This window comes from Trichococcus collinsii, assembly GCF_900107505.1.
Classification (GTDB): Bacteria; Bacillota; Bacilli; order Lactobacillales; family Aerococcaceae; genus Trichococcus; species Trichococcus collinsii.
Window position 1 is genome coordinate 475,024 of sequence record NZ_FNQH01000001.1, and the last position, 15,004, is coordinate 490,027.

A 15,004-nucleotide genomic window follows, 5' to 3' on the forward strand; every position below is an offset into this window, starting at 1 on the left:
ATATGCAGATATTTGGCTTTACTGCTGTTTTTTTCGCACAATCTTCACGTCTAAAAAAAGATTGTGCGAAAAATATAAAAGTTTCCAATGAGCCGTATCGAATACAAATATAAATCTTGTTATAAAGACATCTTTATTAAATTATACCTGTACAAATCATGATAAAAAAATACAATATAAAAGTAAGTAAAAGAATTGGGGGAGTAATAATGAAAAAGAGAATTGGCCTAATATCTGCTTTAAGTATGTTTATGTTGTTATCCGGTTGTGGAGCGAACACGGATAGCACAGCGGATTCAAGTGTTGCTGTTGAAAGTAAGGAATCGATTGCTGCAAGTTCTGAATCAGTGGAGGCTGTGACGGGCGCATCAGAGGTTACCTATACGGATCCGGAAGAACTGAAGAAAAGTTATGATGTCATCATCATCGGCTCTGGTGGCGCCGGTTTGACGGCGGCTATTTCAGCGAAGGATGCCGGTCTAAATCCGGTCATCTTCGAAAAAATGCCAGTCCACGGTGGAAATACAATGAAGTCTTCCGCAGGCATGAACGCATCCGCAACGAAATTTCAAGCGGAACAAGGCATCGCAGACTCAAATGAATTATTTTATGAAGAAACATTGGCTGGCGGGAAGGGCACAAACGATCCCGAATTACTGCACTATCTTGTCGACAATTCCGCGTCCGCCATCGATTGGTTGGATACAATGGGTATCACTTTGAATAACATCACCGTTACAGGCGGCATGAGCGTAAACCGCACGCATCGTCCATCCGATGGTTCAGCAGTCGGGCAATACTTGGTTAAAGGTTTGTACGCAAATGTCATGGAACGCGAGATTCCATTGTTCGTGAATTCGGATGTAAAGGAAGTCATCATGACTGACGATAAAGCTAGCGGAGTAAAAGTCGATTTCAATAACGAAGGTGAAATCACGGTTTCCTCTGATGCGGTCATCATCGCAACCGGCGGATTCGGTGCCGATTTTGATATGGTCACGGAACTTGCACCGCAACTCGAAGGCTATGTGACCACCAACCAACCAGGCTCGACAGGCGACGGCATCAAAATGGCGCAAGCTATCGGAGCCGCTGTCGTGGACATGGATCAAATCCAGATCCACCCGACCGTGCATCAGGAATCTTCATACCTGATCACTGAAGCGATCCGCGGCGAAGGCGCTATCCTTGTGAATCAACAAGGCGAACGTTTCATCAATGAATTGGAAACCCGTGACACTGTATCGGCAGCAATCAATGCTTTGGAAGAAGGCTATGCTTACCTGATTTTTGATGCAGGCGTGAAGGACCGTGTGAAAGCAGTCAACACGTACATCGAAAAAGGCTTTGTCCAATCGGATGAAACAATCGAGGCTTTGGCAGGTCAATTGGGAATTGACGGCGCAACATTGGCGCAAACGTTGACGACATGGAACGAAACGGTCGCTTCCCAAGTGGATGGCGCATTCAACCGTACAACAGGTATGGTTAACCCATTAGCAGCCGCACCATACTACGCAATCCAAATCGCACCTGGAATCCACCATACAATGGGCGGATTGAAGATCAACGCCAACGCACAAGTCATCAGCACGGAAGGCACTGTCATCGAAGGCCTTTACGCTGCCGGCGAAGTTACCGGAGGCGTACACGGCAGCAACCGTATCGGCGGAAATGCTGTAGCGGACATCATCGTATTCGGACGCCAAGCAGGGAATCAATCAGCCAGCTACGTCCAATCTAAGGAATAAATGATTCACCGACAAAAAACAAGAACGGCAACCCAATCGCTGGGTTGCCGTTCTTGTTTTTTCTTTAATTACTTTTGAGGATCACTGGTCGATTCCCAAGAACTGGGCCTCGTAGAGACGGCGGTAGGTGCCGTCCTGAGCCAGCAATTCCTTGTGCGAGCCTTGTTCGGAAATCCCTTGTTCATCGACGACGATGATCCTGTCGGCATGCTTGATAGTCGTCAAACGGTGGGCGATGATCAGAGTCGTCCGGCCTTTCGACAGGTTATCCAACGATTCCTGGATGACTTGTTCGGTCTCGGTATCCAGCGCGGAAGTCGCCTCATCCAAAATCAGGATCGGCGGATTTTTCAGGAACATGCGCGCAATCGAAAGCCGCTGCTTTTGCCCACCGGACAATTTGACGCCGCGTTCTCCGATCATCGTGTCGAATCCAAGCGGCATCTCCGCGATGACCTTGTCGAGATTGGCCATCTGGGCTGCTTGGGCGATTTCGGCATCGGTAGCATCCAATTTCCCGTAAGCGATGTTTTCCCTGACTGTCCCCGGGAAGAGGAAGACATCCTGCTGCACGACGCCGATCTGGTTGCGCAAGGACCGCAGTGTCAGATCCTGGATGTTGATGCCGTCGACAGTGATGGTCCCATCCGTTGCTTCGTAAAAGCGGGGTAGGAGGTTGCACAAGGTCGTTTTCCCCGCGCCGCTCGGACCGACGAAAGCGACTGTTTCGCCAGCCTTAATCTGCAGATTGATCTCGTCCAACACTTTTTTGGAACCGTCATAGCCGAACGACACCTTATTGTAGACGATGTCTCCATTCAGATGGTTCACTTCGATGGCACCGGGTTTATCCAGAATATCCGGCGTGCGGTCCAACTCTTCGGTGAAACGTCTGAAGCCGGCGATGCCTTTCGGGTAACTTTCGATCATCGTGTTCACTTTCTCGATCGGACGCACAAAGATGTTGGACAAGAGGATGAAACCGACGAACTCCCCGTAGGAAAGCTGGCCCTGGATCGTGTAGTAGGCTCCGAAGAACAGCGCGAACAGGTTTATCAACCGGATCAACAGATAGTTATAGGAAGAACTGATGCCCATCATTTTATAGAAGGCAATTTTGGAACGGCGATAAGCCTGGTTCAATCCTTCGAACCGTTTGGCTTCATAAGCTTCGTTCGCGAATGCCTGCACGACCCGGATGCCGCTGACTGATGCTTCAATCCCCGCGCTGAATTCCCCCAGCTCTTCAAAAATGCGGGTGTTGATCTTCGTCATTTTCTTGTTGAAAAAGACTAGCGCAATCGTAATGAAGGGAATCATGACGAAAGTGGCGATTGCCAATGGCACATGGATCTGCAGCATCAACAGGAAAGATCCCAACAAGGTGATGATGGTGATGAAGATATCTTCAGGGCCGTGATGCGCTACTTCGGATATTTCGAAAAGATCCGTCGTCAGCCGCGACATCAATTTGCCGGTCTGCTGGTCATCATAGTAACTGAAAGGCTGCTTCTGCATGTGACCATACAGTTCCCGGCGCATATCGGTTTCGATGTTGGCGCCCAGCACGTGCCCAAAATAGACGACGATATACTGCATCGCTGTGTTGACGATGTACAAAACCAACAGGCCCAGCGAAACCAAGAGAATCAAATTCCACTGCCCGGAAGGCAAAATGGAATCAATGACGCTGTTGACGACGACCGGGAAAGAAAGTTCCAGGACAGCCGCCAAAATAGCGCAACAAAAATCAAGCATAAACAGATGCTTGTAGGGTTTATAATAGCCGAAAAAACGTTTAAGCATGAGTGCCTCCTCTAAAATCATTCGAATATAGTTATAACATAGATTACCGGAATGAGGTATTGATACGCTCCTTACGCTTGATTTCCAAGGTTTCCGTCCACACCAGTCAATAATAATTTTATCCAGATAAGTCCACTATTTTTTATCTATCTTCATGATATGTGAAATGAGGAACAAACTTCAATGCGAAAAGCGAATGGCTATTTTAGAAATCGAATAATACGCTTTGATCGAGCGGATCAAGGCTTGGGCGGCCGGCTTGGCAATGGCGGATTAATAACCCAGGTCGATTTCGAAAGTATGGAAGGACCCTTCAATCGGAATCATGCGGATCTCCTCGGAGGAGTAGGTCAGATTGCAGTTATCCGGAAAATAGCAGATCAGGTTTTGGGTCCGGATCGCGAACAGCTCGGTTTCGACATCATCAACCGTTTTTGAGATCTGGGGCTGATAGCCATCCTTTCCAATATAACCCTTACAACCGATGTTCTTAAATACAAAGGATGCGCTGACCGAAGCTAATTAACGGTTTTTGAGTAAAGGATTCGTAAAGCGGAGAATGTCGGGCGCTGCAGTAACGGTTGACTCTTTCGGTGTGATACAATTTGAGCAAAGAGGAAAAGTTAAAAGGTGTTGAAATCCGTCAGATCGTCCAAACTGTGCCAAGAAGAAAATAATATGGAATGGCCGCAAAATGACTTGATGTCGTTTGTGTGGCTGTGACTTGCAAATGAGAGCGCTTGTTGATTTGCGGGTTTCTTTTGGAAAAGGAGTGGATTATTTGTGATTACGTTAAACGAGCTCGGTTTTATCCGGGCAGGAGTAGCCGTTCCAAAGCTTCAGGTTGCGGATCCAACGTTCAATTGTCGGCAAATATTGGATTTAAGCTTTAAAGCCGCTTCTCAAAAGGTCAACGTGCTTCTGTTCCCTGAACTCAGTATCACGGGCTACAGCAGCGGGGATTTGTTCCATCAGCGTCTGTTGCTAGAGGCGGCCGAGAAAGAGTTGACGGAATTGCTGCAGGGGACAAAATCTCTTGAAATGGTGATTGCGGCAGGGATGCCTGTGCGGGCAGACAATCAACTGTTCAATTGTGCTGTCGTTTTCTTCAAAGGCAGAATATTAGGCATCGTCCCCAAAACCTTTATCCCTAACTACAATGAATTTTATGAGAAACGTTGGTTTTCTTCATCCATTCACCGCATTTCCGACAAAATCAGCCTCTGCGGGCAGGAGGTCCCGTTTTGCGAGAATCTGTTGTTCAAAGATGCCGGTTCGGAGTTGGTGATCGGTGTGGAAATTTGCGAAGATCTATGGGTTCCGATTCCGCCCAGTTCCAACCATACGCTGTACGGGGCCAACCTGCTCCTCAACCTATCGGCCAGCAATGAAGTGGTGGGCAAGGCAGCCTACCGAAAAAGTCTGGTGGCGGGGCAGTCCGCGAAATGTATCGCAGCATATCTATACGCCTCGTCTGGCTCCAGCGAGTCTACCACCGATCTGGTTTTTGGCGGGCATGCCATCATCGCAGAAAACGGAACCTTGCTGCAAGAAGACAGGATGAGCCTACAGGAAACCCTGCTCATTCAGGATATCGATATCGAGCGTCTCATGAATGACCGCAGAAAAATCAATTCCTTCATGGGCAATGTGGAACGCCATGACTATCAAACCGTCATTTTCCAGCTGCATCACGCGGCAGCAGATCTGGAAGCGGAAAATGAAACGACTGACTTTCGCCGCAAGGTTGACCCTAAACCTTTTGTCCCGTCAGAAAAACAGACTCGTGAGCAGTCGTGTTCCGACATATTCACCATTCAAGCAACCGGATTGGCCCAACGTTTGAATAAGACAGGCATCAAGAAGGCGGTGTTGGGGATTTCCGGTGGCCTCGATTCCACCTTAGCCCTTCTGGTGACCTATCATGCGTATAAGCAGCTTCAGCGCCCAGCCAAAGATATCATCGGGGTCACCATGCCGGGATTCGGGACATCCAATCGCACCTACGCTAATGCCGCATCACTGATGCAGGCGTTGGGGATCACGACTAAAGACATATCCATCCGGGACGCCTGCATCCAGCACATGGAGGATATCGGCCATGATCCAAATGAAAAGGATAGCACCTACGAGAATCTCCAAGCGAGGGAGCGGACCCAAATTTTAATGGATATCGCCAACCAGGAAGCTGGACTGGTGGTCGGTACGGGCGATTTGTCGGAGTTGGCATTGGGTTGGTGCACGTATAATGGTGATCATATGAGCATGTACGGCGTCAACGCCAGCATACCAAAGACCTTGGTTAAATATTTAGTAGCATGGTTTGCGGAATCGGCTGAGCCCAATATCAAAAAGGTACTGGAAGATATCCTCAATACGCCGATCAGTCCCGAATTGCTTCCGCTGGATGAGGCCGGGAACATCCAGCAGATGACGGAAAAGGCTATCGGCTCCTATGATCTGCACGACTTTTTCCTTTACTATGTCCTGCGGTTCGGCTTCAGCCCCGCCAAGATCATTTTCCTGGCTGAGCACGCCTTTGAGGACAGCGATAGGCAAACGATCATCAATCAACTGCGGGTGTTCTACAAACGTTTCTTCACCCAACAATTCAAACGCTCCTGCATGCCGGACGGCGTGAAAGTAGGTTCGGTCAGTCTTTCCCCCCGAGGTGATTGGCGCATGCCGAGTGATGCCAGCTATGAACTTTGGCTGAGTGAATTGGAGCGGATGGTGTAACATAATAGGACTATGCTGACCGTCTCTGGATCCGGAGATACAAAGAAGACGCGAAAGGCTGAAACCTATTCTATAAGCAGAATTATTGGAAAGGAAATCAGTGAATCCGATGAAAAATAATAATGTCAACGTTCTGCATATCCTCTCATTCTTGATCATCATTTTAAGTGTGGTGTCTACTGCCACGGGGTTTTTCTATACAACAGGCGGAGCGCCTTTCGACATCATCAACCAGTATGGCGATAGCGTCAAAATGTACGGGGATGGCATCTATGCCCACGATTCTTTTTTCAGGGTACCCATCTTCAAAGGGACTGACTTAACTATTCTTTTGGTGGGGGTCCCGATGCTGGCTGCAGCAACGCTGTTGGACTTGAAAAAGAAGACTGTGAAGCGACGAATCCTACTGACCTCCATGATAGCTCTATTCCTCTACTATGCTTCAAGCATTGTGTTTGGCGTGACCTATAATTCTCTCCACTTGGTATATACCGCCCTTTTTTCATCATCGCTCTTTGCCTTGATCATTGCGATGAGCGGCATGGATTATTCAGAGTTGGAAAAGTCCATCACGAACGTACTCCCGTATAAGGGGATTTATACTTTCCTGGTGGTGACGGGTATCGCACTTCTCATTGCCTGGCTGCCCGATATCATCAGCGCCTTGCTGGCCGGCCGTTCCTTGGCGATGATCGAGGTCTATACTACGGAACCAACCTATGTTTTGGACATGGGCATCATCAGCCCACTGGCATTCAGCTGTTTATTTCTCCTGCGCAAGAGGGAGGGACTGGGCTATATGCTTCTTTCGATTTTGCTGATCATCTGCATGGTCATGGGGATAATGTTGCCTGTCCAGACGGTGTTCCAAGTTGCGGCAGGAATAGCGATTCCTTTGCCGGTCCTGATCACAAAAATTGGCATTTTTGTGGTTTTGGCAGTGTTCGCTGCCTATTTCGAAATCCGGTTCATGAGAATATTGCAACAACGATAAGGCAGCCAGAGATGTCACTTTTGAATTTAGGCCAAAATCCTGCACTAGGGATTTTGGCCTTTTTCCCGCAATACACTTCCACAGGGACTGTCTCTCATTGAGGCAAGCTTTTTTGCTGTTTTCAGATTTCTGATCCAAGACGTTCAGGAATGTTTCATTTAGCAGGCAATCAGTGATTTTGAGAGGATTGTTTCACTCATTTGATTCCGGGTCCAATAGTCTAGACAAATTTATTTCAACATAAGCGTTTCGCCTGTCATTTTTGGATGAATGGCATATACTAACGTTAATTATCAAGGAGGTATTCAGATGAAAATAGAACATATCGGTCTTTGGACTGCGGATTTGGAAAAAATGAAAGCATTCTACTGTGATTTCTTCAAGGCTACAGCAGGTGAAAAGTATCATAATCAGAAATCGGGATTCCAATCCTATTTCTTGTCCTTCGCGGATGGTGCCAGATTGGAAATTATGCATCGCCAAGATGTAATCAAAGGCTCCCATACAAATGAAATATTAGGCTTTGCGCATCTGGCAATCGCAGTAGGCAGCAAAGAGATTGTGGACGCATTGACGCAAAAGTTGGTGGATGCAGGCTATCCTTTGTTGAGCCCATGCAGAGTGACCGGCGACGGCTATTATGAATCCGTCATCGGCGATCCGGAAGGAAACAGAATCGAAATCACGATTTGACAATGAGATATGAGGTGAATTGAATGGATCTGAAAGCGATCGTTTTGGATATCGACGGCACATTGTTGAATGACCAGAAAGAAATCACGCCAAAGACGAGAGAGTCATTATTGCGGGCTCAGGAGGCCGGAGTGAAACTTGTGCTGGCATCCGGCAGGCCGTTGCCCGCGATGCTGAAATTTTCAAAAGAACTGAAGATGGAACACTATCATGGCCTGCTGCTTTCCAATAACGGGGCCTGCGTGACGGATTGTGCAACGGATGAGATGCTGTTCAGCCAAAGCATCTCAGAAGAAATAGGCGCAGCGCTGTTGACGCACTTGGAGAAATTCGAGGTCAAACCGATGATTGCGCATAAGGACTACATGTACGTGAACAATGTGTATGATTGCATGATCACCGCACCGCCGCACGGCTTGCGGAACATCATCGAATACGAGTCCCGTAGCGGTGACTTTAAGTTGTGCGAAGTGGAGCATCTGGCGGACTTTGTAGATTTCCCGCTGCATAAGATCCTCATCGCCGGGGAGCCGGACTACTTGGCGCAGAACTGGGAGGAAATCATGCAGCCGTTTGAAGGAAGGATCAACGGCTTTTTCTCGGCGCCGTTCTATTTCGAGATTGCCGACAAAGGCATCGATAAGGCTTTTGCTTTGGACAAAACCCTGCAGCCATTGGGAATCAATGCCGAGCAGGTCATCTCATTCGGGGATGGGCAGAACGACGCTTCCATCGTCGCCTACGCAGGGGTCGGGGTCGCGATGGGCAATGCGAACGACGCCCTGAAAGCAAACGCGAACGAAATCACCTTATCCAACAATGAAGACGGCATCGCCCATATGCTGGAAAGATACTTGTGAGAACAGAATAAGCTGAAAAAGCCAGGCCGCATCCTTTGGGCGGTCTGGCTTTTTTGGCGACCATAAAGTGGAGCACGTTAGTTAAGAATTGTTTAAAAGAATAAATAATTATTGTTAAACGATAAATAATAGACTAAACTAGCATTAACAAATCCAAACGAGGTGTTGTAAACATGAAACGAGAAACATTCTTTTTGAAGGCGGTCGTCGTTCTGATGGGACTTCCGGTGGTGGCGCTATGCATTTTTATCATCCCGGAAATTGCGGCTTTCCTGGTCGAACTGGTCCCAAGTCTTACTTATTTGCAATATCCATTTATGATCGGACTGTACGCATCTGCTGGCATCTATTTCGTCGCTCTGTACCAAGTCTTTAAACTGCTGGGCTACATCGATAAGGACTTGGCGTTTTCCGATTTGACGGTGCAAGTCCTGAAGAACATCAAACTCTGTGCAGCTGCGATCGGCGGGCTGTTCATCCTGTTTATGCCGCTCATTTTTATGATGGGTGATATGGATGACGCTCCCGGTATTGTCCTGATTGGCTTGATCGTCATTTTTGCCTGCATGGTGATTGCCGTATTTGCCGCTGTCCTTCAAAAACTCCTGCAAAATGCGATCGCAATCAAGCAAGAAAACGACTATACGATATGAGGTGTGCAAAATGGCAATAATCATCAATATAGACGTCATGTTGGCAAAACGAAAAATGAGTGTGACCGAACTGTCGCAGCACGTCGGCATCACGATGGCCAATCTCTCCATCCTGAAAACCGGGAAAGCGAAGGCGATCCGCTTCTCGACTTTGGAAGCCATCTGCAAGGCGTTGGACTGTCAGCCTGGTGATATTCTGGAATATCGGGACGATGAAGAGGAATAGCAGTACTGCGCCGACATGATCAAAAATACAGGGGAAACCCTTAGTTCGACATAGTGCGAACATTCACAATCCGTGGTAAAATAGTAAAAAAACGGAGGTTTACCATGGCCAGATATGAAGAACAACGCAATTTTCTGAAATCGGATTTCAAAACATTCAGCACGATCGAAACGGATAAACAAAAGGGGATTCCGCAACCGCCCAACGTCAAAGCCTACGATGCCGATGCGGAAATCGTGGACTTGCCTGCCATCGATGGCGGGGTTGTGAAGAAGGAAAACATCTACGAAATCATCAAGGAAAGAAGAAGCGTCCGCCACTATGCGAAGGATGCGCTCACGATAGATGAACTCTCCTACCTGTTGTGGAGTACGCAAGCCATCACGGGCACCAACCGATCGGGCATCACCTTCCGCACGGTCCCGTGCAGCGGAGGGACGCATTCGTTTGAGACCTATCTGTTCATCCTCAATGTGGATGGGTTGAAGAAGGGCGTGTACCGCTATTTGGCGGATTGCCATAAACTATTGTACCTGAGCGAAGTCAACGACATCGATGAACAGGTCGATAAAATGACGCTTGATCAACCATTCGTGCCGAACTTCGCCAAACGCGCTTCGGTCATCTTCTCTTGGAGCTGCATCCCTTACCGTTCCGAGTGGAAGTATGACATCACCGCCCACAAAAAAATCCTGATTGACATCGGTGCAGTCATGGAAAACTTGTACCTGACGAGCGAATCGATCGATGCCGGCACTTGCGCATTGGGCATCTACGACCAGGACATGGTCGACGAGCTGCTACATTTGGACGGAGAAGAAGAATTCACGATTTTCCTGGCGGCTGTCGGCAAGAAAGTGGAGAAGAAATAGCAAAGAAATTGAATGTATGCTCAGAAAAAGCCCGCCAAAAGCATTTTGGCGGGCTTTTTCCGTTCCGAACACAGTGAGAAAAACCGCGAAAAGCATCTTGACGGGGTATCTCGTGTTGCCCTTGGACATTTTACCCCGCTAAATGGGCTTTCGCGGGGAAAGTCTTAGCACATTACATCAGCATAAAGGGAGCTGTTTCTTTCGAGAATACCCTTGGGGAAAGGGCAGCGAGGGATGATTTTTTTGTTTTCCTCCCTGGCCATTTCCGCCACGCGTTTAACCAGTTTCGCGGCAATTCCCTGGCCACGATAATCGTCATTCACAAAAGTACGGTCGATGATGATCATGCTACTGTCTGAAAAAGAATAGGTGATTTCGCAGATCAAATTTTCGTTTTCGTCGTTTTTGTAGAAACGTAATTCTACGCTATCAAAGTTCATAGTATAATCTCCTTTTTATTTTTTCGGTGTATTCCTGACAACAAATATTCGGTTTCTATTTCATATTATTCTTGCGGTTAATACCAGTCAAGCGATTAGCATTGAAAAGATAGTTTCGACGAAAGGAAAGTTCTTCTTGTAAATCATCAATGAAACGGTATACAATCTAAGAATATTGTAACGAAAATTAAATGTTATAGTCGCTCGAAATCAAGTTGAACAAGGCTCTTTTCAGTATTTCCAAATCCGTGGCGTAACCGACCATCCATGGTCGATTTTTTTATCAAGAAAGGGGAAATAATATGGTTTCGAAAAGATTTTATGCAGTCTTATTCACATCTTTGTTCATTTTTAGCCATGCATCCATAACTACTGAGGCGATGGCAGCCGAATCACCAGTCCAAGCAGAAGCAACCCCGAACAACTCGGCAGATTTTCAGGATGTCATTGTAAGATTTAAAGACAAACCGGGTCAGGCGGAATTGCATGCATTTAAGGGCCTGGGTGGTGACGTCAGCAATGTTTTCACCATCATTCCTGCAATATCCGGAAGGCTTCCGGCGAAAGCCATCGAAGCACTGAAAAATAATCCTCAAGTGGAAGTAGTCGAATTGGATTATACCGTGCAGGCACTCGAATATTCGGCAGAAAACGAGCTTGGAAACAGTTGGGGCGCCGATCACATCAATGCCGATGCAGCTCTTGCATCCGGGTATTCCGGCGAAGGGATCAAGGTCGCCGTTTTGGACTCCGGAGTGAATTTCAATCACTTCGACCTGCGGGATAACTTTGACTTTTCCGCAAATGAATTAGGCTACGATTTTGTTTCGGATGATCTTTTCCCGGAGGACGTTTATGGGCATGGCACGCATGTAGCAGGGATACTTGCTGCAGCGAGCAACGGATTTGGGGTTGTCGGCGTTGCGCCAGACGCTCAGATGGTGGCACTCAGAGTTCTGGATGAAAATGGGGAAGGTACCGCAAGCAGGATCATCGAAGCCTTGCAGTGGATTCAGAATTACAATGCTGCGCATCCTGATTCACCTATTCGCATCACAAACAATAGCTACGGCACCGGATCCAATTCGTCCCAGCTTGGGGCAGCATTTGATGTGTTAGCCAGCTCCGGGGTTCTGCACATAGGCTCAGCAGGCAACGACGGGCGCGCTGCGGGCAATGGCAATAATGTCAGTTACCCTGCTAATTATGAATCAGTGGTGGCCGTTGCGGCTCTCGACAAAACCAATCAGCGGGCCAGTTTTTCCAGTACGGGATCGGACGTTGAAATAGCTGCGCCTGGGGTATCCATTCTGTCGACATGGAAAGACGGTCTCAACATTGCGGGCCCGCAGCCGTTTTCGTTCGCAGGTTACGCAGGCGAGTACTTCATTGAAGCAAACGGAACCTCAATGGCTTCACCTCATGTCGCAGGCGTCGCAGCTTTGCTGATGGCAGCTGATCCGAGCTATACCGCGGAGGCAGTCCGCAACAAAATGAATCAGACGGCTTTGGATTTAGGGGATTCTGGGAGGGATAACCAATACGGTTACGGATTAGTGGACGCTTCCTCAGCGCTGGGTATTGTGCCGGTTACCAATAAGCCCCCTGTCGCGTATAACCAGGTGGTTGAGACAACACAAAATACTTCTGTAGCTATCACGCTCATCGCTGCAGATCCAGACGGCGATCCGCTGACCTATACGATTGCATCAGCTCCGGCAAACGGAACAGTCAGTGGGGCAGGACCAGATATCTCCTATACTCCGAACATAGACTTCACAGGCGCGGATGCCTTTACCTATGAAGTGAAAGACAGCGCGGGCGGTGCTGCAACCGGAATAGTGACGATAAATGTTGCACCTGCAGCTACAAGGACTGTGGATGTGGTTGTCGAGATGAGCGCCACTACCAGAAAAATAAACAAAATAAATCAGATTTGGACTACAGCTAAAGTGAAGGTCATGGAAGCCGGATCACAAGTAGCCGATGCAACTGTTACTGGCCACTGGGAAGAAGCAACATCAGGCCTCAATTCTGGTAACACCGGAAAAAGCGGGACGGTATCATTTACATCTGAAAAAGTGATCCAGTCGATCGAACAACAAACTTTCACATTTGTTGTCGATAGTGTGGTTATAGGCGATGCTGACTGTACGCTTAGCGGCCAGACGATAAATTCGATAACGAAATGATAGAGCGTCCTGCTATCCTTGATGGGGAATAGCTGGACATTCATGGCTACAATGCTAATAAAAAGACTTGAACCTTCACTTGCCGAAAGTTCAAGTCTTTTTTTCTGCGTTCAGCTGATACATTTTACCTAGAAAAATGGTCAAAACAGCATTTGGCTGTTCGGTAAAACCTATCAACTGTGTTCGATTCTCCATAATATTCATTTATTGGCAGTCATGATACCATATGTGAATAGTAATTCAATGGAAATAATACGACAGGAAATTGCTGGTTTAATCATCTTTTTACAGAAATATTGTCTAGGTATTTTGATCCTAGCCAACAGTAAAAGCTGACAAAAGCGCTAAAATAATCGTTTCTTCCTGAATATATTGGGAAGTGTTTTTATTTGTGAGGTGATGATTAGAATCTGCAAATAATCAAGAAAGGATTGGAGGTAAACAATGGATTGGGATTTTATAAGAAAGGCTATCCCCATGTATCAGGAAGCGGCCTTCCTTGTGTTGCGCCTGGGCGGAATCGGGATCATCTTTGCCTTTATCATCGGTCTGATCGTAAGCATCGTGCGCTATTATAAACTGCCTGTTTTGTCACAGGTTTTTGAAGGATACATCGAATTGTCACGGAATACCCCATTGATGATCCAGTTGTTTTTTCTGTATTTTGGTTTGCCGCAAGTAGGCATCCAGTTGAGCGCCGAAGTCTGCGGCATACTGGGGTTAATTTTTTTGGGAGGCAGCTACTTTGCGGAAGCGATAAGGGGCGGTTTGGAATCCGTCCCAAATATTCAGATGGAATCAGCTTCCAGCCTGGGTTTGTCAAACACTCAAATTTTCCTGTACGTTATTTTCCCGCAGGCGATCGCAAACTCCTTTCCCAGCATCGGGGCTAACATCATCTTTTTGCTGAAGGAAACCTCCGTGTTCAGCGCAATCGCATTAGCCGACCTAGTTTTTGTCGCAAAAGACATCATGGGATTGTATTACAAAACCAATGAAGCGCTGTTCTTGATGGTCATAACCTATCTGGTGTTTTTATTGCCGATATCCCTTTTGATCCATTTCATCGAAAGGAGGTTGCGTTTTGCAGGATTCGGGAATTAACATTTTATTTGAAGGCCAAAATCTGCAGCGTATCTTGGAAGGCCTGGGGCAAACAATTTTTATCGCCATCATATCAGTCGTGCTTTCGTTCGTATTGGGACTTTTTGTCGGAATGCTCATGACAAGCAAAAATATCGTTGTCCGATTCGTCACAAGATTCTATCTCGAAGTCGTCCGGATTGTCCCCGTATTGGTGATGCTGTACATCCTATACTTCGGCCTTACGCGTTGGACAGGCATTCATATTGATAACACGGTGATCGCCATTTTCGTGTTTACCTTTTGGGGAACAGCTGAAATTGCCGACATCGTCAGGGCATCGGTCACTTCCATACCCAAAATTCAATGGGAAAGCGGACAGGCATTGGGATTGTCAGCAGGGCAACTCTATGTGTATGTCATTATTCCCCAGACAGTGCGGCGCATCGTTCCGCCGGCGATCAACTTGGCTACCCGGATGGTGAAAACGACAGCCCTGCTGCCGCTGATAGGGATTATCGAAGTCATCAAAGTCGGACAGCAAGTGGTTGAAGTATCCGTGAAGGACTACCCGAGTGCCTCCTTCTGGATCTATGGGTTGATCTTCTTCCTGTACTTCATCGTCTGTTATCCGTTATCGAAATTATCAAAAAAATTGGAATTGAAATGGCAAGAGTGAGAAGGGGTGAAGAAAC

Annotated in this window: 14 protein-coding genes; 12 read left to right on the forward strand and 2 right to left on the reverse strand. The window is 47.3% G+C overall.

The genetic code is table 11. The features are described from left to right. Nucleotides 1-209: 209 nt before the first annotated feature. Nucleotides 210-1,751, forward strand: a complete 1,542-nt coding sequence (locus BLV66_RS02255; protein ID WP_086984979.1) for a flavocytochrome c — start codon at nt 210-212, stop codon at nt 1,749-1,751. Between the two features lie 81 nt (nt 1,752-1,832). Here the strand turns inward: BLV66_RS02255 and BLV66_RS02260 are convergent, their stop codons facing one another. Next, nucleotides 1,833-3,557, reverse strand: a complete 1,725-nt coding sequence (locus BLV66_RS02260; RefSeq protein ID WP_086984977.1) for an ABC transporter ATP-binding protein — start codon at nt 3,555-3,557, stop codon at nt 1,833-1,835. Between the two features lie 183 nt (nt 3,558-3,740). Between BLV66_RS02260 and BLV66_RS02265 the strand changes: the two genes are divergently transcribed. From BLV66_RS02265 to BLV66_RS02300, 8 genes are all read left to right on the forward strand, one after another. Next, complete coding sequence (locus BLV66_RS02265; RefSeq protein WP_086984975.1) at nt 3,741-3,995, forward strand: hypothetical protein; 255 nt, start codon at nt 3,741-3,743, stop codon at nt 3,993-3,995. Nucleotides 3,996-4,340: 345 nt separating this feature from the next. Beyond that, nucleotides 4,341-6,296, forward strand: coding sequence for an NAD(+) synthase (locus tag BLV66_RS02270; RefSeq protein WP_086984973.1), 1,956 nt, complete (start codon nt 4,341-4,343; stop codon nt 6,294-6,296). A gap of 109 nt (nt 6,297-6,405) precedes the next feature. Beyond that, on the forward strand, nt 6,406-7,290 hold the full coding sequence (locus BLV66_RS02275; RefSeq protein ID WP_086984971.1) for a hypothetical protein: 885 nt from the start codon (nt 6,406-6,408) through the stop codon (nt 7,288-7,290). A 309-nt stretch (nt 7,291-7,599) separates the two neighbouring features. Continuing rightward, nucleotides 7,600-7,983, forward strand: coding sequence for a VOC family protein (locus tag BLV66_RS02280; protein WP_086984969.1), 384 nt, complete (start codon nt 7,600-7,602; stop codon nt 7,981-7,983). A 23-nt stretch (nt 7,984-8,006) separates the two neighbouring features. Further along, on the forward strand, nt 8,007-8,843 hold the full coding sequence (locus tag BLV66_RS02285; protein WP_086984967.1) for a Cof-type HAD-IIB family hydrolase: 837 nt from the start codon (nt 8,007-8,009) through the stop codon (nt 8,841-8,843). 173 nt (nt 8,844-9,016) lie between these two features. Next, nucleotides 9,017-9,496: a DUF2975 domain-containing protein gene (locus BLV66_RS02290; protein ID WP_086984965.1), complete on the forward strand. Its 480-nt coding sequence runs from the start codon at nt 9,017-9,019 to the stop codon at nt 9,494-9,496. Between the two features lie 10 nt (nt 9,497-9,506). Continuing rightward, a complete protein-coding gene (locus BLV66_RS02295) occupies nt 9,507-9,722 on the forward strand; it encodes a helix-turn-helix domain-containing protein (protein ID WP_086984963.1) in 216 nt (71 codons plus the stop codon). Nucleotides 9,723-9,826: 104 nt separating this feature from the next. Next, nucleotides 9,827-10,594, forward strand: coding sequence for a SagB/ThcOx family dehydrogenase (locus BLV66_RS02300; RefSeq protein ID WP_086984961.1), 768 nt, complete (start codon nt 9,827-9,829; stop codon nt 10,592-10,594). Nucleotides 10,595-10,758: 164 nt separating this feature from the next. Here BLV66_RS02300 and BLV66_RS02305 read toward each other — a convergent pair whose 3' ends face one another. Next, complete coding sequence (locus tag BLV66_RS02305; protein WP_086984958.1) at nt 10,759-11,034, reverse strand: GNAT family N-acetyltransferase; 276 nt, start codon at nt 11,032-11,034, stop codon at nt 10,759-10,761. Nucleotides 11,035-11,336: 302 nt separating this feature from the next. Here BLV66_RS02305 and BLV66_RS02310 point away from each other — a divergent pair, with 302 nt between their 5' ends. The 3 genes from BLV66_RS02310 to BLV66_RS02320 all read left to right on the forward strand — a co-directional run bounded on the left by BLV66_RS02310 (nt 11,337) and on the right by BLV66_RS02320 (nt 14,988). Then, a complete protein-coding gene (locus tag BLV66_RS02310; protein WP_086984956.1) occupies nt 11,337-13,226 on the forward strand; it encodes a S8 family peptidase in 1,890 nt (629 codons plus the stop codon). A 444-nt stretch (nt 13,227-13,670) separates the two neighbouring features. Next, nucleotides 13,671-14,330: an amino acid ABC transporter permease gene (locus tag BLV66_RS02315; protein ID WP_086984954.1), complete on the forward strand. Its 660-nt coding sequence runs from the start codon at nt 13,671-13,673 to the stop codon at nt 14,328-14,330. After that, nucleotides 14,311-14,988: an amino acid ABC transporter permease gene (locus tag BLV66_RS02320; RefSeq protein WP_086984952.1), complete on the forward strand. Its 678-nt coding sequence runs from the start codon at nt 14,311-14,313 to the stop codon at nt 14,986-14,988. Before BLV66_RS02315 ends, BLV66_RS02320 begins: the two co-directional genes overlap by 20 nt. Nucleotides 14,989-15,004 lie beyond the last annotated feature (16 nt).